Source organism: Duganella sp. CF402, assembly GCF_900109645.1.
Taxonomy (GTDB): Bacteria; Pseudomonadota; Gammaproteobacteria; order Burkholderiales; family Burkholderiaceae_D; genus Rugamonas.
Genome location: NZ_FOBG01000001.1, coordinates 183,555 through 201,782, shown reverse-complemented (window position 1 = coordinate 201,782; position 18,228 = coordinate 183,555). Strand labels below are relative to the sequence as shown.

General features: G+C 64.1%; 16 protein-coding genes. 4 read left to right on the top strand and 12 right to left on the bottom strand.

Translation table 11 applies throughout. From position 1 onward, the window contains the following. Positions 1–8: 8 nt before the first annotated feature. Entirely contained in the window at positions 9–2,138 is a 2,130-nt protein-coding gene (locus BMZ70_RS00970) for a glycoside hydrolase family 88 protein (protein ID WP_130300954.1), read from the bottom strand. 160 nt (positions 2,139–2,298) lie between these two features. Here BMZ70_RS00970 and BMZ70_RS00965 point away from each other — a divergent pair, with 160 nt between their 5' ends. Continuing rightward, positions 2,299–3,441, top strand: coding sequence for a glycoside hydrolase family 88 protein (locus BMZ70_RS00965; protein WP_207231534.1), 1,143 nt, complete (start codon positions 2,299–2,301; stop codon positions 3,439–3,441). Between the two features lies 1 nt (position 3,442). Here BMZ70_RS00965 and BMZ70_RS00960 read toward each other — a convergent pair whose 3' ends face one another. The 5 genes from BMZ70_RS00960 to BMZ70_RS00940 form a co-directional block, all read right to left on the bottom strand. Next, entirely contained in the window at positions 3,443–3,979 is a 537-nt protein-coding gene (locus BMZ70_RS00960; protein WP_229205238.1) for an LOG family protein, read from the bottom strand. After that, positions 3,972–4,760, bottom strand: coding sequence for a tetratricopeptide repeat protein (locus BMZ70_RS00955; RefSeq protein WP_092268817.1), 789 nt, complete (start codon positions 4,758–4,760; stop codon positions 3,972–3,974). The genes BMZ70_RS00960 and BMZ70_RS00955 overlap by 8 nt, the downstream gene beginning before the upstream one ends. A gap of 12 nt (positions 4,761–4,772) precedes the next feature. Further along, positions 4,773–5,438 carry a TetR/AcrR family transcriptional regulator gene (locus BMZ70_RS00950; protein ID WP_092268814.1) on the bottom strand — a complete coding sequence of 222 codons (666 nt, stop codon included), beginning with the start codon at positions 5,436–5,438 and terminating at the stop codon, positions 4,773–4,775. Positions 5,439–5,539: 101 nt separating this feature from the next. Then, the gene (locus BMZ70_RS00945; RefSeq protein ID WP_092277377.1) at positions 5,540–5,905 is read right to left on the bottom strand and encodes a phasin family protein; all 366 of its coding nucleotides are present in this window, start codon (positions 5,903–5,905) and stop codon (positions 5,540–5,542) included. Between the two features lie 64 nt (positions 5,906–5,969). Beyond that, positions 5,970–6,731, bottom strand: a complete 762-nt coding sequence (locus BMZ70_RS00940; protein ID WP_092268812.1) for a substrate-binding periplasmic protein — start codon at positions 6,729–6,731, stop codon at positions 5,970–5,972. A gap of 88 nt (positions 6,732–6,819) precedes the next feature. Here BMZ70_RS00940 and lptA point away from each other — a divergent pair, with 88 nt between their 5' ends. Further along, entirely contained in the window at positions 6,820–7,392 is a 573-nt protein-coding gene (gene lptA / locus BMZ70_RS00935; protein ID WP_092268810.1) for a lipopolysaccharide transport periplasmic protein LptA, read from the top strand. Positions 7,393–7,429: 37 nt separating this feature from the next. Here the strand turns inward: lptA and BMZ70_RS00930 are convergent, their stop codons facing one another. The 6 genes from BMZ70_RS00930 to BMZ70_RS00905 form a co-directional block, all read right to left on the bottom strand. After that, a complete protein-coding gene (locus tag BMZ70_RS00930; RefSeq protein ID WP_092268808.1) occupies positions 7,430–11,083 on the bottom strand; it encodes an EAL domain-containing protein in 3,654 nt (1,217 codons plus the stop codon). 16 nt (positions 11,084–11,099) lie between these two features. Beyond that, positions 11,100–12,584 (bottom strand): PAS domain-containing sensor histidine kinase, encoded by a 1,485-nt coding sequence (locus BMZ70_RS00925; RefSeq protein ID WP_092268807.1) that lies wholly within the window; start codon positions 12,582–12,584, stop codon positions 11,100–11,102. A 70-nt stretch (positions 12,585–12,654) separates the two neighbouring features. Then, entirely contained in the window at positions 12,655–13,605 is a 951-nt protein-coding gene (locus BMZ70_RS00920) for an esterase/lipase family protein (RefSeq protein WP_092268806.1), read from the bottom strand. A 21-nt stretch (positions 13,606–13,626) separates the two neighbouring features. Then, positions 13,627–14,064, bottom strand: coding sequence for an acyl-CoA thioesterase (locus tag BMZ70_RS00915; RefSeq protein ID WP_130300956.1), 438 nt, complete (start codon positions 14,062–14,064; stop codon positions 13,627–13,629). Positions 14,065–14,088: 24 nt separating this feature from the next. Then, the gene (locus BMZ70_RS00910; protein ID WP_092268802.1) at positions 14,089–14,844 is read right to left on the bottom strand and encodes a substrate-binding periplasmic protein; all 756 of its coding nucleotides are present in this window, start codon (positions 14,842–14,844) and stop codon (positions 14,089–14,091) included. A gap of 6 nt (positions 14,845–14,850) precedes the next feature. Beyond that, complete coding sequence (locus BMZ70_RS00905) at positions 14,851–15,645, bottom strand: RNA methyltransferase (protein WP_092268800.1); 795 nt, start codon at positions 15,643–15,645, stop codon at positions 14,851–14,853. A 169-nt stretch (positions 15,646–15,814) separates the two neighbouring features. Here BMZ70_RS00905 and BMZ70_RS00900 point away from each other — a divergent pair, with 169 nt between their 5' ends. Together BMZ70_RS00900 and BMZ70_RS00895 are read left to right on the top strand one after the other, a co-directional pair. After that, on the top strand, positions 15,815–16,597 hold the full coding sequence (locus tag BMZ70_RS00900; protein ID WP_092277374.1) for an inositol monophosphatase family protein: 783 nt from the start codon (positions 15,815–15,817) through the stop codon (positions 16,595–16,597). Positions 16,598–16,745: 148 nt separating this feature from the next. Further along, entirely contained in the window at positions 16,746–18,176 is a 1,431-nt protein-coding gene (locus BMZ70_RS00895) for a DEAD/DEAH box helicase (RefSeq protein ID WP_092268798.1), read from the top strand. The last annotated feature ends 52 nt before the right edge of the window (positions 18,177–18,228 follow it).

Genomic DNA, 18,228 nt, shown 5'->3' with positions numbered 1-18,228 from the left:
CTCTCCTGTTAGCGCGACACTTTTACTTGCACCGGCGTCGCCACGCGCGCCGCCGTGCTCCGGACATAGGCTTCCCATGCCTGCGCATTCGGGAAGTCGCCGCCCTTGCTCCACGCGGCGCCGAGATAATAAACGAAGGCGCGACCCGGCGTGGCGGTGGCAGTCGCCAGGTAATTGCCATCGGCGGCAGTGAACGCGCCGGCGCCCGGCACGATCACTGCGCAGGCATTGCTGCCATGCGCGCCCATCTCCGGCTCCCAATAACTCATCCAGCCAGCCTTGTCGTCGACATAGCGGCCCTGCCCCTCGCGCTGCACAATGCCTACGCCCACCGGCAGCGGCGCGGCGGACGGGCTGCTGAACACACTCTCGACGCGGCTGAAATTACTGCCCGCATCCAGCGACACGCGGCGCGTCTCGGCCACCTTGCGGCCGGCCGCATCCCATGCATCGAAGCGCAGCTCGAACTCGGCGCGGATCGGGCCATCGGCCAGGATCTTCCAGCCTGCGTAGTTCTTCGATGTGTACAAGGCCTTGCCATCGAAGATGCCCAGCCCACCGCAGCCGCGCGTCTTGCCGACGTGGTAGAAGTCATGGCCCTCGCCTTTCTCCACGTGATAGTCGCCGGCCTTGTACCATGCGTCCTGCACCAGCTTGTGCGCGGACTTGGACCACACATCGATCCCGCTCGACACCAGCATCTCGCGCGGCTCCGTCATGATCGCCGGGCCGTAGGTGCGATGCGCGATGCGGTCGTTCTCCCACGCGAAATCATCCATGCGCTCCGGCACGAAACGCGCATGCGCGCGCGACACCACCGGCGGCACCGCCGGCAGCGCCTTGCGCGGGAACAGCAGGAAACGACGCGTCTCGCCCGGCGCGAGATCAGACTGGAACAGCACGCCCTTGCTTACCGACTGCGACGGCAGCACGCGCGACGTCAAAGCGTCCATCACCACCACGTCGCGCGCATCCGCCTCCACCGATTCCTCCAGCCGGTAGGCCTGCGTCCCGTTCACCACCGTCACCACGCGCGGCGCGCCGCCTTCCTCCAGCGACATGCGATACAGTTCGCTGCCTGCCATCAGGAAAGCGCCCACCGCGAACACGTCGGTCGATTCCGGGTCGAAGTGTTTGGGATCGGCGCCGATCGGCTGCACGTGCGTCAGCTTGCCCTCGGCCGTGATGCTGGCGGCCAGCGCCTGCCACGCGCGCTGCACCGCCGGACCGTACGTCTCCTTCGGCAGCAAGCCCTGGTTCACGCCCCATGCCAGGCCGTAAGTGTACAAGCCGGTGCCGCTGGTGTCCTTGGACGGATAGCTGGCCGGATCGAGCAAGCTGGCACGCCACAAACCATCGGCCTGCTGCAGGCTAAGGAGCCGCTCCGACATTTCGCGGTACTGCTGCACAAAGCGCGGATAGGAAGGATGATTGGCAGGCACATATTGCAGCATGCGCGCCAGTCCACCCAGCACCCAGCCGTTGCCGCGCCCCCAGAACACCTTCTTGCCATTGGCCTCGCGCTGTTTGAAGTAGCGGCTATCGCGGAAGTACAAGTGCTCCTGCTGGTCGTACAGATAGTCGGACGTCTTCCACCAGCGCGCAATCGCAAACTCGAGATAGCGCGCATCGCCGGTCACCGCCGTCAAACGCGCCCATGCCGGTGGCCCCATGAACAGCGAGTCGCACCACGACCAGCGCATCAACACTCCCGGCGCCAGGAAGTCCAGCGTGCCGTCGCGCGGCTCCTCGATGATGTTGTCGAACTGCGCGCGCATCGGCGCGATCATGGCCGGGTCGCGCAGCTGCTGATACAGCTCGGCGTAGGTCTGGCCTACCGCCTGGTCGTCGGCGTGATACAGGCTGGGGCCGAGGCGCCAGCGGTTCTTGCGGCCCATCGCCAGCATCGCATCGCGGTAGGCGCTGTTGCCAGAGACGCCCGCCAGCGCCATGAAGCCGGCGTCGCCCACCGCTTCGGTCCAGTCGTCGGCCGGATAATCGGTAGGATGAGCGAGCTGCCAGTTGGCGGCCTTCTCCATCACCGCCAGCACGGCGGCGGGCGATTGCGCCGCCTGCACAGGGGCCAGCAGGAACAAACCAGCGCACAGGCCAGCCAGGGTTACTCGGTAAGTATTCAAAGCCACCTCCCATCAAGAATCAATAGGTTAACGATACCACATATTTTTTCAGATAGTGAAGCGGTTTTTGGCTCTTCAGGCGCCATTCAGTAGTAGCACCGATTGAAATTCGCAAAACAACATGGTAACGTTAACCATCATTAACAAGACAGGCATCACCATGACTGCTCGCGCCCTGCAATTGGCCCTGCGCCAGCTTGAACTAACCCTGGCCGCGCTGGGGCCCGACATCTTCCCCGGCGATACCAGCACCCGCCAACACTACCTGCCGCGTACACTAAATGGCGCGCCGCCGGGCGCCAACGTCGGCTGGACCAGCGGCTTCTGGACCGGGCAGCTGTGGCTGGGCCACGCCATCGGCGGCCAGGCGCCGATGAAGGCGGCGGCGGAACAGCAAACCTCCAGCTTCATCGCCCGCCTCGAACAGGGCGTCGATCTCGAGCACCATGACCTGGGCTTTCTTTACATGCTCAGTTGCGCCACCGCGCACCACTTGCACGGCCAGCCCGGCGCGCACGCCGCCACACTTGGCGCGGCGCGCCGCCTGCTGGGCCGCTTCCTGCCCGGCGCCGGCGTGATTCAATCGTGGGGAACAATGGACGATGTCGAACAGCGCGGCCGCGTCATCATTGACGGCATCATGAACCTGCCGCTACTGCACTGGGCCGCGCGCGCCAGCGGCGAAACAGCGTTCAGCGACGCGGCGCGCAGCCACCTGCAGCGCACCCGCGCGCACTTGGTGCGGCCGGGCGGCAGCACTTATCACACCTTCCACTTCGATGCGGAGAACGGCGCACCGCTGCGCCCTTCCACCCACCAGGGACTGGCAGACGATTCATGCTGGGCGCGCGGACAAGCGTGGGGCATCTACGGCTTTGCGCTCAACCACCGCCACTTGCCGGACATGCAGTTGCTGGACGACGCCACGCGGTTGGCCGACTACTTCCTGGCCCAGCTGCCGCCGGACCGCATCGCCTTATGGGATCTGAGTCTGCCGCACGACAGCGGCGAGCCGCGCGACAGCTCGGCATGCGCGATTGCCGCCTGCGGCCTGCTGGAAATCGCGGAGCAACTGCCGCCAGGCGCCCAGCGCCAGCACTACCGCAGCGCCGCGCTGGATCTGCTGGAAGCGCTCACCCAGCACTGCGCCGGCCAATATCCATCCTGCGGCGGCCTGCTGCGCCACGGCGTCTACCACCGTGCCGCAGACTTGGGCGTGGATGAAGCGACGTTATGGGGGGACTACTACTATCTCGAAGCGCTGGCGCGCGTGGAGGGGCACTGGACGCCAGCCCAGCTCTGAATTAAACGAAGCGGTGCAGCAGCGTTTCAGCGTCGTTTTCGACCATCATCAGCGCCGCATGCTGCGGGCGCACCAGTTCCTGCTCGGTAGCGTGACGCACGAAGCTCACCAGACCATCGTAATAGCCGTCGACGTTCAGCAGGCCAATCGGCTTGGAATGGATCCCCAGCTGGGCCCAGGTCAGCACCTCAAACAACTCTTCCAGCGTACCGAGGCCGCCCGGCATGGCGATGAAGCCGTCGGCCAGCTGCGCCATCATGGCTTTGCGCTCGTGCATATCCTTGACGATGAACTGGCGCGTCAGGCCGGTGTGCCCCACTTCGCGTTCGACCAGCGCGGTCGGGATCACGCCCGTCACCTCGCCGCCGAGACGCAGCACTTCATCGGCGATTACGCCCATCAAACCGACCTTGCCGCCGCCGTAGACCAGCGACAGGTTACGCTCCACCAGCGCCCGCGCCAGCACGCGCGCCTCTTCGGCAAAACGGGGGGATGCGCCGGGATTGGCGCCGCAGTACACACAAATAGCCTTAACCACTGAGTTTTTCCTCTTCCAGTTCCTGTTGCGCCGCCCGCTGGTCGAGACGCTCGGTGGCGTCGCGCACCTGGCAGTGGGCGGCTTGCTCATACAAACTCACGGCTTGCGCCGCCTTCTTCTTCCCGTCCAACATCAGCAGCGCGCGCGCGTACTGAATGCGGACGATGGCCGAATCGGGATTCAGCTTCAAAGCTTCTTCAAACTGGCGGTAAGCCACTTCCTTCTTCACGCCGTAGGTCAAGCCAGCCAGCACCGCGCCCACCTTGTCGAGGATTTCGGCGTGGTACACGCCCAGCGCGGTCTGCGCATCGGCGCGCTGCGGTTCCAGCCTGATCGCCATGTCCAGGCTGCGCTTGACCTTGGCACCCAGTCCCTGCGCCAGCGCCTTCACCACCGAGATCCCCTGCGAATACTGGCCCAGCGCATACGCATGCCAATAGTAGCCGGCCGGGTTATGCGGCTGCTCCAGTTGCTGTCGCTCGCAGCGCTCGGCCACGCATTCGAAGGTGGCCAGGCGTTTCTTCTCGTTCGGCTCCAGGTAATTGGTGTGCATGCAGATGGCCTTGTGCGCCACCGAGTAACCGTTCACGCCGACGTCGAGCCCGAGCCGTGCAGCCCGCTCAAATTCTCCGGCATGAAACGCGATCCACGCCTGCAGCAGCGCCGGATGCGTGGGGAAGGCCTCGCGGTCGCCGGCGTGCAGCTGCGGCCAGGCCTCCTTCAAAGTCTCCGCCGTGTAGCGATATGCTGGATCGGGATACGGGAAAGGGGTCCAAGCCATGAAGCCTCCGGTTTACTTCAACTTCTTCAGATATTCTTCGGACAGTTTTTGGAACAGCAAGCTGGTTTCATTGCGCAGGTACGGGCCGATTTGCGACAGCACCTGGTAGCAGCCGCGCGCCAGCGCATCGGCCATCGATTGCTGCTCGCTGTACTTGCGCGGATTGCGCACGTATTCGTAGGACAGCCAGTACGTCGCCACCACCACCATATTGGTTGCCATCGCCTCGATGGCGGTGTCGGACGCTTCCAGCGACTTCTCGCTGCGCAGGTCTTCGCACAGCTGCTTGGCGACCTTGATCTTGTGCGCCAGGATCTGCTTGAAGTGCAGCTCCAGCTTGCGGTTGCGCGACAGCAGATCATTCAGGTCGCGGTAGAAGAAGCGATAGCGCCAGATCAGTTCAAACATCAGGTGCAGGTACAGCCACACGTCTTCGATGTTGGAGCGGCGGCCGTTGGGCACCGTCAGGATGCGCTCGATCTCGGCCTCGAACTGGACGAAAATCGAGTTGACGATATCGTCCTTGTTGCGGAAGTGGTAGTACAGGTTCCCCGGCGAGATATTCATCTCCTCGGCGATCACGGTGGTGGTGATATTGGGCTCGCCAAACTCGTTAAACAAGCGCAAGGACAACTCTAAGATGCGTTCGCGGGTACGGCGGGGAGCTTTTTGTAGCATAGCGGGAAACCTCTGTTTATTCTGGTGCAAGCATAACACCGATGCGCACCACAGAGGAACACCCGCGCATGCTTTTAGACGCAATTAGCGCCTAGATGCCGTTACTTAGCCTTTTTCGCGGCCGGCTTTTTAGCGGCAGTTTTCTTGACGGCGGCCTTGGGCGCGGCGGCTTTCCTGGCGGCCGGCTTGGCAGCCTTCTTCACCGCCGGTTTGCCGGACAGCGCCGCCACTTGCGCGGTCAGCGCCTCGATGCGCTGGTTGAGGGCCTCGACTTCCTCGCGGCTCGGCACGCCGATCGAGCTCAGGGCGCGCAGCACGCGCTCCTCGAACAGCTGCATCGAGAAGAACTTGCCCTCGTCTTCCTGCGCCTTGGCGAAGGCGGCCAGGCCGGCCTGCCAGATCTCTTGCGACGACATGCGGACCGCGTCCAGTTGCTGGTCATCGTTCTTCTTCAACTTCTTAGCCATTTCCATCCCATCAGTGCTGTTTGCCGGTATTTTATTCTAGCCGAGGCATTCTAGAGAATGCTTACTAATGCGACAACGGCACATCGGCCGGCAGTTGATGGAGCGGCAGCCACTTGCGATAGATCTTCAGCAAGCTGCCATCGCGCTTCATTTCGCGCAGCGTGCGGTCCCACGCATCGATGGTGGCCTGCGGCGTGCCGTTGGAAAAAGCGAAATGCACCTCGACCAGATCGAGCCGGAACGCCACCTCCACTTCCGTCTCGCGGTAGCCGGCCAGGCGCAGCGCCTCGGCATACAACTCCTCGCCGTCGAACCACAGGTCGAAGCGGCGGTTGACCAGCATCTTGGCGGCAGTTTCGGAGGTGTTGGTTTCGTCCTGCATGTTGTAACCCTGTGCGCGCGGCAGCGAAACGAAAATACTGCCGCGCCGCGCGCCGGCGCGCAGCTTGTGCAAGTCGAGGTTCTGCTGGCGCCATCCGGCCGCCATGCCCTTGAGCGCAAACGCCGTCACCCGCGTGTTGAAAATCGGGCCGACAAAATGCATGTTCTTGGCGCGCTCGGCGGTCCGCACGATGGACAGCAGCATCACGCCCGGCCCCACCACCGCCAGCGTGTTGGCGCGCGCCCACGGCACAATCTCGATCGGGTCGCGCTGGCCGAGCCGCTGCTGGATGGCCAGCGCCAGCTCCACCGCATAGCCGTCGGGCCGTGCACCGTTGAGGAAGCTGATCGGGCCGCTCTCCATGCCGTAGATTTTCAACGGTGCAGCCTCAGCCACACCGCCCAGCAGCCAGAGCAGCAGACAAACGAAACGGATCGGGTTCATGCTCCCGATATTACCTTAAGTTTCAAATACAACTATTCGTATAGTGGTATCCTCTTCATCGCCACTTTCGATAATTGCCAGAGCTGCCATGAAAAACATCTTGTTATGCTTGCTGTTTGCGCTGCCGATTGCCCATGCGGAGCGCGCCGATGGTTATCAAAAGACCGTGATTAAAGCACGCGATAGCGCCAGTGACATGGTGAGCAAGGTAACCACCCTGACCGGCAACGTCGAAATCCAGCGCGGTAGTCTGCTGATTCGTGCCGAGCATGCGGTGCTTACCGAGGATGCGCAAGGCTACCAGCGCGTGGTCATGACGGCACAAGCAGGCGAGCCGCCAGTAAGCTTCCGCCAGAAGCGTGATGGCGCCGGCAATCAATGGATGGAAGGCCAGGCACTGCAGGTCACGTATGACGACAAGACCGAAATCGTCGACCTCACAAATCAGGCCCAGGCCCGCCGCACTAGCGATGGCCTGGTAACCGACGAGGTCACCGGCGAACGCATCATCTACAAGTCACGTGAGGAGCAGTATCTGGTGACGCAGCTGCCGGGCAGTACCGCAACCGGCGATCGACGCGGCAAAATGGTGCTGCAACCCATCCGCAAAGACCCGCTGATCAATCCGCTCAATTCCACAGCAGCGGTTCCGCAACAATGAGGCCGCATGATCGGGGCGGTTTTCAAACCACCTCGCCTCAGCCAGCGGCCTTGGCTTCCTCGCTGGCGACCGTCGTCACTGCCCCGTGCATCTGCGCCTGCAGGCGGAAGCCTTCGCGGATGTTTTCGCGCAGCACCGCCCCCTTCCACGGCTTGGTGTAGAAGCGGTCGATGGCGCCGTGGTTGATGGCGGCCATGATCGGCGTCAGGTCGGCATACGCCGACAGCATGATGCGGAAGGTGTCCGGCGCCAGGTTCTTGACCCGCTCCATGAACTCGGTGCCGCTCATCAGCGGCATGCACTGGTCGCACAGGATCACCTGCACCCGGTGCCGCGCCAGGATGTCGAAGCCCTCGGCGGCGGTCTGCGCGGTCAGGATGCGGTAGCCGTCCTGCGACAGGAAATCGGTCAGCACGTCGAGCATGAAGGCGTCGTCGTCGACGATCAGCAAGGTCTGCTGGTCGGCCACCTGCTCGTCCACCGGCGCCTGCAGCCGGCGCCCTTCGCGCAGCATGGCCTCGAAATCGGCCTCCGGCAGCGGACGGCTGAAGTAGTAGCCCTGCATCTCGTCGCAGCCGTGGCGGCGCAGGTAGGACAGCTGCGCATCCTTCTCCACGCCCTCGGCGATCACGTCCAGCTTCAGGCTGTGCGCCATGTTGATGATGGCCAGCACGATGGCGGCGTCGTCCGGGTTGCTGGTGACTTCGCGCACGAAGGCGATATCGATCTTCAGCTTGTCGATCGGGAAGCGCTTCAGGTAAGCCAGCGAGGAGTAGCCGGTGCCAAAGTCGTCGATCGAAATCTGGATCCCCAACGCCTTCAGGTTTTGCAGCACGCTGATGGTTTCCTCGGCGTTGGACATCAGCGAGCTTTCGGTCAGTTCCAGCTCCAGCAGTTCCGGCGCGATGCCGTGCTCGCGGATGGCCTTCAACACCTCCTCCTCCAGCCCGCCGACAAAGAACTGGATGCCCGAGACGTTGACCGACAAGTGCACCGAGCCGGCATTGGTCTTGTGCCAGTGGGCGATCTTGCGGCAGGCCTCGTGGATCACCCAGGTGCCGACCCGCACGATCAGCCCGGTCTCTTCGAGGATGGGGATGAACAGCGCCGGCGACACCATGCCATGCCCCGGCCGCTGCCAGCGGATCAGCACCTCGGCCCCGCTGATGCGGCCGCTGGCGATGTGGACCTTGGGCTGGAAGTGCAACACAAACTCGTCATTCTCGATCGCGCGCCGCAGCGCGTTTTCCAGGTCCAGCCGTGCCAGCGATTGCGCGTTCATCTCGGCGGTGAAGAAGCGGAAGGCGTCGCGCCCGGCTTCCTTGGCGCGGTACATGGCGGTGTCGGCGTACTGGATCAGGGTGTCCGGCTCGGCGCCATCGTCGGGGAACACGGCGATGCCGATGCTGGCCGTCACGGTGACCTCATGCCCCTTCAAATCGAACGGCCGGCGCAGCGAGTCGCGGATCTTGTCGACCACCGCGATGGCGTTCTGCGCGCCGTCCGGCAGCATCAGGATGGCGGCGAATTCATCGCCGCCGAAGCGGCCGATGGTGTCGCGCACGCGCAGGCAATCGACCAGCCGGCTCGAGAACTGGCGCAGCAGCTCATCGCCGATGGTGTGGCCCAGCGTGTCGTTGATGTTCTTGAAGCGGTCGACGTCGAGGAACAGCACCGCCAGCGACCACTTGTGCTCATCGGCCTGGCGCAGCGAATGGGTCAGCGAATCGTAGAACTGGCTGCGGTTCGGCAAGCCGGTCAGGGTATCGAAGTGGGCCAGCTTGAGCAGGCGCTGCTCGGCCTCCTTGCGCTCGGTGATGTCGCGCGCCACCGCCACCAGGATCCAGCTGGCGCCCGAGCGCAGGGTACGCCGCTGCACTTCCACCGCCAGCGGCGTACCGTCCTTGCATACCAGGCTGAGCTCGGTCATGGCGCCGCTCTGCTCGCCGGCCAGCAGCTTGTCGTACAGTTCTTCCAGCTTGTGCAGATCGCCTTCCAGCGAGCGGTTCGGCCCCACCTTGAGGAAGTCCTCGCGCTCGAAGCCCAGCATGCGGCAGGCGGTGGCGTTGACGTCGACAAAGCACATGCCGGCGCGGTCGACCAGGAAGATGGCGTCGGCCGTGGCGTCCATCGCCAGCCGGAAGCGGCGCAGGTCTTCATCGAGGCGGATGCGGGCGTTCATGTCCAGCGTCAGCTGCGCGTGGTGGCGCTTGATTTCCTCGTACAGCAGCAGGTTCTCGTACGCCACCGCCACCTGCGCCGCCACCGTGCCGGCCACGCGCTCGTCGACTTCCGAAAAACCGTCCGCGCCCAGCTTGTCGACCAGGTACAGCCAGCCGTGGGTGCGCTCGCGCGAGGTGATCGGCACGCCGAGGAAGGAATGCACCGGCGGGTGGGTCGGCGGCAGGCCGATGCTGGCCGGGTCGCCGTTCAGGTCGTTGATGCGGCATGGCAGGCGCTGGTCGAGCAGGCCGCGCAGCACACCGGCGCGCGGGGTCTGCGCAATCTGCCGCACCGGCATGCCGGCGCCGCAACTGGCAAAGTAGCTGAGCTCGGTCGCGCCCGGCTCCAGCACGCCGATGCAGGCATATTTGGAGACGCAGATATTCTGCGCCACGCGGCAGCCGATCTCCACCAGCGCGGCCGGGTCGCGCTCGGCGCCCAGTTCGATGCCGAGCTCGATCAGCGCGGTCAGGCGCAAGCTCACCGCCTGCAGGCTCGACAGCGAATGCGACAGCCGCTGCGTCATGCGCGACAGGTGTTCCGGCGTGCTGTCCTCGGTGTCGCTGGCCATCTGGCTGATCAGCTGGCTGCTCGACTCCAGCTCGTCGAGGTACTCGGCCACCTTGTGGTCGATATCGTGGAAGCGTCCTTCCTGCGGCGGCTCCGGCGCGAACGCCGGCAAGCCCGCGGCCCGCGGCGCGGCCTCGGCCAGGCCCAGCGCTTCCTGCACGGTTTGCAAAATCACTTCCGGGTCGGACGGCTTGGGCAGCACCCAGCGCACGCCGCACGATTGCGCCACCGCCATCGCCTCGCGCTCGCGATAGGTGGCGGTGTAGAAAATCACCGGCACGTCGGCCGTCTCCGCGTGCGCGTGCATGCGGGTGACGAACTCGTAGCCGTCCATATTGGGCATCAGGATGTCGGAAATCACCAGGTCGGGTTTTTCCGCCAGCACCATTTTCAAGCCTTCGACGCCGTTCGACGCCTCCAGCAAACGATGGCCGCCGTAGCTCAGCAGCGTCATCAGGAATTCACGGTTGAGTACGTGATCGTCCACGATCAGAATCGTGGCCATGTCGTTCTTACCCGGGGACGACACTGCCCCCTGCAAAAAAGACTCGATCTGGGTCACGAAAGTGTCCGGTTCGATGGGCTTGCCGATGTAGCCGTCAAAACCGGCCTCGAGCAGCTTTTCGCGGTCGCCCACCATCGCCAGCGCGGTCACCGCCAGCGCCGGGATATGGCGCACCCCGGGATCGGCCTTGAGCGCGGCCACCACGCCGTAGCCATCGAGCTTGGGCAAGTGCACATCGCAGATGATCAGATCCGGCAGTTCGCGCTGGGCGGCCGCCACCCCGGCCTCGCCATCGCTGGCCGACAACGGCGTGTAGCCGAAGGCGCGCAGCAAATACACCATCAACTCCATGTTGGTGGCGTTGTCCTCGATAATCAGGATACGTGCCGACACGCGTCCCCTCCTCTCTTTATGCTTCCAAAGGCAGGGCCAGCGTGAAGACGCTGCCGACCCCGTACTCGCTGTCAAACAAAATCTCGCCGTGCAGCAGCGCGGCCAGCTTTTGGCTCAGGTGCAAGCCCAGGCCGGTACCCTCGAACTGCCGCAGCGCGGCGGCGTCGAGCTGCGAAAAGGCCTGGAACAGGCTGTCGCGCTGCTCGGCGCCGATGCCGATGCCGGTATCGCTGACGCTGATGGTGGCGCAGGCGCGCTCGCCCACCACCGCCCGCGCCAGCCGCACCATGACGGCGCCGTTGTTGGTGAACTTGATCGCGTTGTGGACCAGGTTCATCAGGATCTGCTGCACCGCCCGGCGGTCGCTGCACACCGTCACCTCGTCGGCGCCGGCGTCGAACTCCAGCGCCAGGACCTTGCTGCGCGCCAGCGGCTTGAACGAACTGAGCACTTCATCGATCAGCGCGCGACACGACAGCGGCGCCAGCTCCAGTTCCACCTTGCCCGACTCGATGCGCGTCAGGTCCAGCAAATCGTTGATCAGCGACAGCAGTTGGCGGGCACTGCTCTGCACCATGCGCAACTGTTTGTTCTGCTCATCATTAATGGGACCAGGCAACTTCATTAGCATAGTACCTGTAAAACCGATGATCGCGTTCAACGGCGTGCGTAATTCATGTGACATGCCGGTCAGGAATCTGTCTTTGGCGGCAACAGCTTTTGCAAGTTCGATATTTTTCTCCTGCAGCGCCTGCTCGAAACGCTTGCGCTCGCTGATGTCGCGGATGGCGCTCATCGCCAGCGGCCCGTCTTCGGTGTCGATCGGGCTCAGGCTGATCTCGACCGGGAACTCGGCGCCATCGCTGCGCAAGCCGTACAAATCGCGGCCGCTGCCCATCGGCCGCACCTGCGGCTGGGCGGCAAAGCCGGCGCGGTGCGCCATGTGGGCGGTGCGAAAACGGGCCGGCATCAAATGCTCGAGCACCATACCGCGCAAGGCGCCGCGCGGGTAGCCGAACAATTGCTCGGCCTGGTGATTGGCCAGCACGATGCGGCCGGCCGCATTGGCCATGATGATGGCGTCCGGCATCGAGTCCAGGATGCCATCGTAGCGCGCCGCGACCAGCTTGGCGTCGCGCAGCACCTTGAGCGCGGTGACGTCTTTTTTACTCCACAAAATGTGCGCGGGCCGGCCCTCATCGTCTCGCACCAGCTTGCTGGAACTGTCGATATAGACCAGCGTGCCATCCTTGGCGCGGCGCATCGATTCGTAGCTGGCCATGCCGTCGGCCAGCGTCTGCCGCAGCACTGCGGCGCCATCGTGGTGCAGCGTGGGCGGCACGATCAACTCATCAAGGTGGCGGCCCACCGCTTCGGCGCTGCTGTAGCCGAACACGGCTTGTGCGCCGTTGGTCCAGCACACCACCTCGCCCTCGGTGGTGGTCAGCACCACCGCATCGGGAATTTCATTCAGGATCAGGGTGCCGAAATCGATCGTCATCGCCTCGCCTATTTACCACGCACATAAGACTCACCATACAGCAAGGCGGCGCGTGAATCCTCACACATAATCACGCGTGCGCCGCGGTCTCGATCTCTTGCAAGGTGCAACGCATGATGAGGGGGTGACGCCCCAGCGCCACGTGGCCTATGGCGCCGAAGACCAAGTTGCGCGCGCCTGGCAGTTCACTCGAGTCTTGCGGCGCAATAATGTTGTCGTGGACAGAGTAAATGGAGCTGATCAACATGCGTTGCGTATTTGCCTCAGATGCCGCCAGCGCGGCCAGCCACGCGCTGTCGCGGCGCATTTGCGCGGCGTTGCTGCCGGGTCCGAAATGCGCCAGCGCGGTGCCGTGATGCGGCGTGCCGAGCGTGATCACGCGCGCCACATGGGCCTCGTCGCCGCGCTGCGCGCAGGCGCGCAAATAGGCGCGCGCCACCAGCCCGCCCATGCTGTGGCCAACGATGATGACTTGCGCGCTGCCGGTCGCCGCGCGCAGGCGCTGCACGGCGGCCCGCACTTGCGGCACAAAATCGTCGATCGATGCGCCCGGCGGCTCGAGGTCGATGCCGTAATGGCTGATGCGCGCCTGCGTCAGCAGCTTGCTCATTGGTAGCCAATAGCCGCTGTTGCAGGCGTAGCCGTGGACCAGCAGCACCGGCAGGCCGCTGGCATCGGGCAGCACATGCAGGCCGACCGGGCGCAGCATGTAGTAGGAGGACGTCAGCATCGAGGAATGGAACTCCTGCCAGAACAGGCCGGCGGCGCTGAGTGGATTAAGCGCATGATCGGGCGGCGTGATGCTGCCGGCGCGCCAGCTCAGGTAGAAGTTGTTGGCCGAGATCAGCAGCCTCATCAGCAACACGATCAGCAGCGCGCAGGCCAGATACACGGCCACGGTGGAAGGCGCACTCAGCGCAGACTCCCACGCCGGCCGCCACCAGTAATAGAGGCCCGTCGCCAGCAGGCCGATGAGCACGGCTTGCAGCACCAACAGCAGGATCAGCAGTCGTTTAATCATGACTGCATGATAGCGTGTTTTTCAGGCCACTACGGCTGGCAGATAAACCTCGCAGAATTCGGGCGGCATGCGGCGCGCGCGGCCGCTGCTGATTTCGATGCAGACCAGTTCCCAGCGCCCGCGCAGCACCGTGGCGCCGTCGCTCGCGCGCAGCAGCTGGAAGCGGCGCTCCATGTTGAGCTTGCCATCGGTGGCGTATAGCCAGGTGCCCAGCAGCAGCGCTTCGCCGGCGGCGGTGGGCAGGATGTAATCGTATTCGGAGCGGCGGATCGCCATCGCGCGGTCGAGGCGGCGGTAGTCGGCCAGCCCCAGGCCCAGCGCTTCCGAATGCGCCCAGCCAGCCTGCTCGCACCAGCGCACATAGACCGCGTTGTTGGTGTGGTCCAGGCCATCGATGTCGCCGGCCGCTGGCGATAGCTCCAGCGTGTATGGCTGCGGATGATCCCAATTCAGATTCATCAAACTCATCGAACTCATGCTGTCCTATTTCGGTAATTCGTATTGGTATTTTTTGAGCAGGCGCTCGTAGGTGCCATCGCGCATCATTGCGTCCAGCGCCGCGCGCCAGTCGGCCATCAGCGCCGGATCGAGCTCGGGCGAGCTGGCCAGATAGATCTTGACCCGCATCACCACCACGCCACGCCGCAAGGCATCTGCGCGCAAGCCGGCATTGCGCTGCGCCGACAAGATGCCGTTCCACGAACTGAGCCAGGCATCGATGCGGCCCACGCTCAGCTTGCGCGCATTGGTGTCGTCGTGCGCGACCAGGCTGACGCGGTCAAAATTAGCGGCCTCGGCCAGCCGGGCGCCGGCGCCGTCGCGCACCACGCCCAGCGCCAGCTTGCGCACCGCCTCCAGCGACGAAATGTCGACGCGGGCGTCCTTGTTGGTCACCACCACGAACTCGTCTTCGAGGATGGGCACCTGCCACTGGTACTGTTTTTCGCGCGCAGGGATGCGCGCCACCGGCGCCACCAAGGTGCCCGGCGTGGTGATCGCCATCATCAGCGCACGCGCCAGCGGATACAGCTGGATCTTGCCGCTGTGGCCGACGCGGCGCGCCATTTCTGCCATCAGCTCGCAGGCCAGGCCGGATGGCCTGTCGTTGCTGTCGGGCGCGGGCGGGATGCAGTAGAACGAGGTTTCGGCGCCGACCAGGCGCAGCTCAGCTGCGGCGGCCGGCAGGGTCAGGGCAAGAGCGCACAGCGCAGCGCACAGATACGGACGCAGGCGCGGCATGGCGGCCTAGCCCCGGGCGCCGGGCTTGCCGGTCATGTGACGCGCAATGCCGCGCAGGATGTTGACCTCTTCCTTCTCCAGTTGCGCACGCGCAAATAAGCGCTTCAGGCGCGGCATCAGCTTGCGCGGATTGCCGGCGTCGAGGAAGCCGATGTCCACCAGCGCCTGCTCCAGATGCACATACATGCCCTCGATCTGCTCGACGCTGGCGGCCTCGCCGTGGAAACCGACCTCGCTGGCCTCGCCCACCGGCAAGCGCGGCGTCAGCGCCACGCCGGCGCCGTCCAGCACCGCCATGCGGCATTCGTAGGCCAGCACCTGCGCCGCCTGCGACAGGTTGAGCGAGGAATACTCGGGATTGGCTGGAATATTGATCAACACATTACTTTTTTGCACCAGCTCATTCGGCAAGCCGAAGCGCTCGTTGCCAAAAATGACAGCCGCATGCCAGTCCGGCTGCGCCACCAGCTGCCCCGCCAGTTGTCGCGGCGACCACACCGGCGGCGAAAACTCGCGCAAGCGGGCCGACACGGCGGCGGCAAAATGGATGCCCTCCAATGCCTCGGCCATGCTGCCGACCACGCGCGCACTGGCCAGGATATCCTGCGCGCCGCTGGCGAACGCCACCGCTTCCGGGTCCTGCAAGGCGTCTTCAAAGCGCGGATTGACCAGCACCAGGTCGCTGTAACCCATTGTTTTCATGGCCCTTGCCACCGCCCCGATATTGCCGGCGCGGCTGGTCTCGACCAGGATAAATCGCAGCTGTTTAAAAAGATTGGTGTTGATTTGGGGCTGGTTCATTTAAAATAGCGCCATCGCGCGGTATCGATACGTGAATTACAGAGTGAATTCTACCTTGTCGGCGCCGCCCCGCTCTTTGTCATTTTGTCTCCCTGTCGTGCCGCCGGGCTGGAATTCCCCCGGTGGGCGTTAGCATTTTTATACGGAAAAATAGCCCATGATGCATCCAATGATTAATACGGCCGTGAAAGCCGCGCGCCGCGCCGCCGCCGTCATCAACCGTGCCTCGTTCGACCTCGACCGCGTGATCGTCACCGAGAAAGAACACAAGGACTACGTCACCGACGTCGATCAGGCGGCTGAACAAGCCATCATCGAAGTCCTGTCCAAGGCCTACCCTGACCACGCCTTCCTGGGCGAAGAATCCGGCGCATCGGCCAACGCCCACGACGAGGCAGAATACACCTGGATCATCGATCCGATCGATGGCACCACCAACTTCATGCACGGCTTCCCGCAGTACTGCATCTCGATCGCGCTGTCGCAGCGCGGCGTGATCACCCAGTCCGTGATCTACGACCCGGCCCGCAACGACCTGTTCACCGCCACCAAAGGCGCCGGCGCCTACCTGAACGAAAAGCGCATCCGCGTGGGCAAGCTGGACCGTATCAGCAACGCCCTGCTGGCCACCGGCTACAAGACCGGCAGCCCGGCCGCACTGAAAGAATTCCTGGAAATGTACGGCATCATGGCCGAGCGCAGCCAAGGCATCCGCCGCGCCGGCAGCGCCGCGCTGGACCTGGCCTACGTCGCCTGCGGCCGCCTGGACGGCTTCTATGAAAAAGGCCTGAAACCGTGGGATATCGCCGGCGGCGCGCTGCTGGTGACCGAAGCGGGCGGCATCGTCGGCGAGTTCAACGGCGAATCGGAGTACCTGTACAAGGGCGACGTCATCGCCGGCAGCCCGAAAATCTTCGGCCAGATGGTTGGCCTGCTGACCCCTTACGCATAAGTCGTCCTGACAGCTCGATGCAAGATTAGGGAGCAAATGCTCCCTTTTTTTTATTTCCTTGTTGAAACAAGATGCTATACTGAAAGTTGCGACACCGCTCAGTCCGATGCCGCAAACCAAGAATCCTCGACTGAATTATCGAATTACTATGTCATTCTCTACCCTCGGTTTGTCCGAAGCCCTCGTCCGCGCTGTAGCCGAAACCGGCTACACCTCGCCTACTCCTATCCAGCAGCAGGCGATCCCTGCCGTGCTGAACGGCGGCGACCTGCTGGCAGGCGCACAAACCGGCACCGGCAAGACGGCAGGCTTCACCCTGCCGCTGCTGCACCGCCTGTCGACCGACGCGGTCGGCAGCAAGCTGACCAGCAATAAATCGCCGCGCGCGATCCGCGCCCTGATCCTGACCCCGACCCGCGAACTGGCGGCCCAGGTCGAGGAAAGCGTGCGGGTGTACGGCAAATACACCAACCTGAACTCGGCCGTGATCTTTGGCGGCGTCGGCATCAACCCGCAGATCAAGCAGCTGAAACACGGCATCGACATCCTGGTGGCGACGCCGGGCCGTCTGCTGGACCACATGGACCAGGGCACGGTCGACCTGACGAAGATTGAAATCCTGGTGCTGGACGAAGCCGACCGCATGCTCGACATGGGCTTCATCCGCGACATCCGCAAAGTGCTGGCCAAGCTGCCGCCGAAGCGCCAGAACCTGCTGTTCTCGGCCACCTTCTCGGACGAGATCAAGGCGCTGGCCGACGGCCTGCTGGACAAGCCGGCCACCATCGAAGTGGCGCGCCGCAACTCGACGGTGGAAGTCATCGCGCAGAAAATCCACCCGGTGGACCGCGACAAGAAACACCCGATGCTGGCGCACCTGATCAAATCGAATAACTGGCACCAGGTGCTGGTCTTCACCCGCACCAAGCATGGCGCCAACAAGCTGGTGGAACAGCTGGAAAAAGACGGCATCGGCGCGATGGCCATCCACGGCAACAAGAGCCAGTCGGCGCGCACCAAGGCGCTGTCCGAATTCAAGGACAACAAGCTGCAAGTGCTGGTGGCCACTGACATCGCCGCGCGCGGCATCGACATCGACCAGCTGCCGCACGTGGTCAACTACGACCTGCCGAACGTGCCGGAAGACTATGTGCACCGTATCGGCCGTACCGGCCGCGCCGGCGCCACCGGCGAAGCGGTATCGCTGGTGTGCGTGGACGAGCATCAGATGTTGAAGGACATCGAAAAGCTGATCAAGCAGACCTTGCCGCGTGACGTGATCCCGGGCTTCGAACCGGATCCAAGCGCACGTGCGCAGCCGATCCAGCTGCGTAGTGGTGGCCCTGGCCATCGCAACGGCGGTGGTGGCGGCCGTTCGGGCGGCGCACCGCGCAATGCTGGCGGCGGCAATGGCGGCGGCAATGGCGGCGGCAACAAGCCACGCTCGGCCGGCGGCAACGGTGGCGGTGGTGCACCGCGTACCGGCGGCAATGGTGGCGGCGCGCCGCGCAGCGGCAACGCGGGCGGAGGTGCGCCGCGCTCCGCGGCCCAGCACCGCTCGGGTGGTCGCGGCCGATAAACGCGCCAGCAATCCGGCATTTGGATTAGGATAGCGGCTCAACCACAGTCCG

Excerpts from the sequence above, each read along its gene's own strand:
- BMZ70_RS00965 (WP_207231534.1), top strand. The coding sequence starts at position 2,299 with ATGACTGCTCGCGCCCTGCAATTGGCCCTGCGCCAGCTTGAACTAACC.
- BMZ70_RS00955 (WP_092268817.1), bottom strand. The coding sequence starts at position 4,760 with ATGGCTTGGACCCCTTTCCCGTATCCCGATCCAGCATATCGCTACACG.
- BMZ70_RS00950 (WP_092268814.1), bottom strand. The coding sequence starts at position 5,438 with ATGCTACAAAAAGCTCCCCGCCGTACCCGCGAACGCATCTTAGAGTTG.
- BMZ70_RS00945 (WP_092277377.1), bottom strand. The coding sequence starts at position 5,905 with ATGGCTAAGAAGTTGAAGAAGAACGATGACCAGCAACTGGACGCGGTC.
- BMZ70_RS00940 (WP_092268812.1), bottom strand. The coding sequence starts at position 6,731 with ATGAACCCGATCCGTTTCGTTTGTCTGCTGCTCTGGCTGCTGGGCGGT.
- lptA (WP_092268810.1), top strand. The coding sequence starts at position 6,820 with ATGAAAAACATCTTGTTATGCTTGCTGTTTGCGCTGCCGATTGCCCAT.
- BMZ70_RS00925 (WP_092268807.1), bottom strand. The coding sequence starts at position 12,584 with ATGACGATCGATTTCGGCACCCTGATCCTGAATGAAATTCCCGATGCG.
- BMZ70_RS00920 (WP_092268806.1), bottom strand. The coding sequence starts at position 13,605 with ATGATTAAACGACTGCTGATCCTGCTGTTGGTGCTGCAAGCCGTGCTC.
- BMZ70_RS00915 (WP_130300956.1), bottom strand. The coding sequence starts at position 14,064 with ATGAATCTGAATTGGGATCATCCGCAGCCATACACGCTGGAGCTATCG.
- BMZ70_RS00910 (WP_092268802.1), bottom strand. The coding sequence starts at position 14,844 with ATGCCGCGCCTGCGTCCGTATCTGTGCGCTGCGCTGTGCGCTCTTGCC.
- BMZ70_RS00905 (WP_092268800.1), bottom strand. The coding sequence starts at position 15,645 with ATGAACCAGCCCCAAATCAACACCAATCTTTTTAAACAGCTGCGATTT.
- BMZ70_RS00900 (WP_092277374.1), top strand. The coding sequence starts at position 15,815 with ATGATTAATACGGCCGTGAAAGCCGCGCGCCGCGCCGCCGCCGTCATC.
- BMZ70_RS00895 (WP_092268798.1), top strand. The coding sequence starts at position 16,746 with ATGTCATTCTCTACCCTCGGTTTGTCCGAAGCCCTCGTCCGCGCTGTA.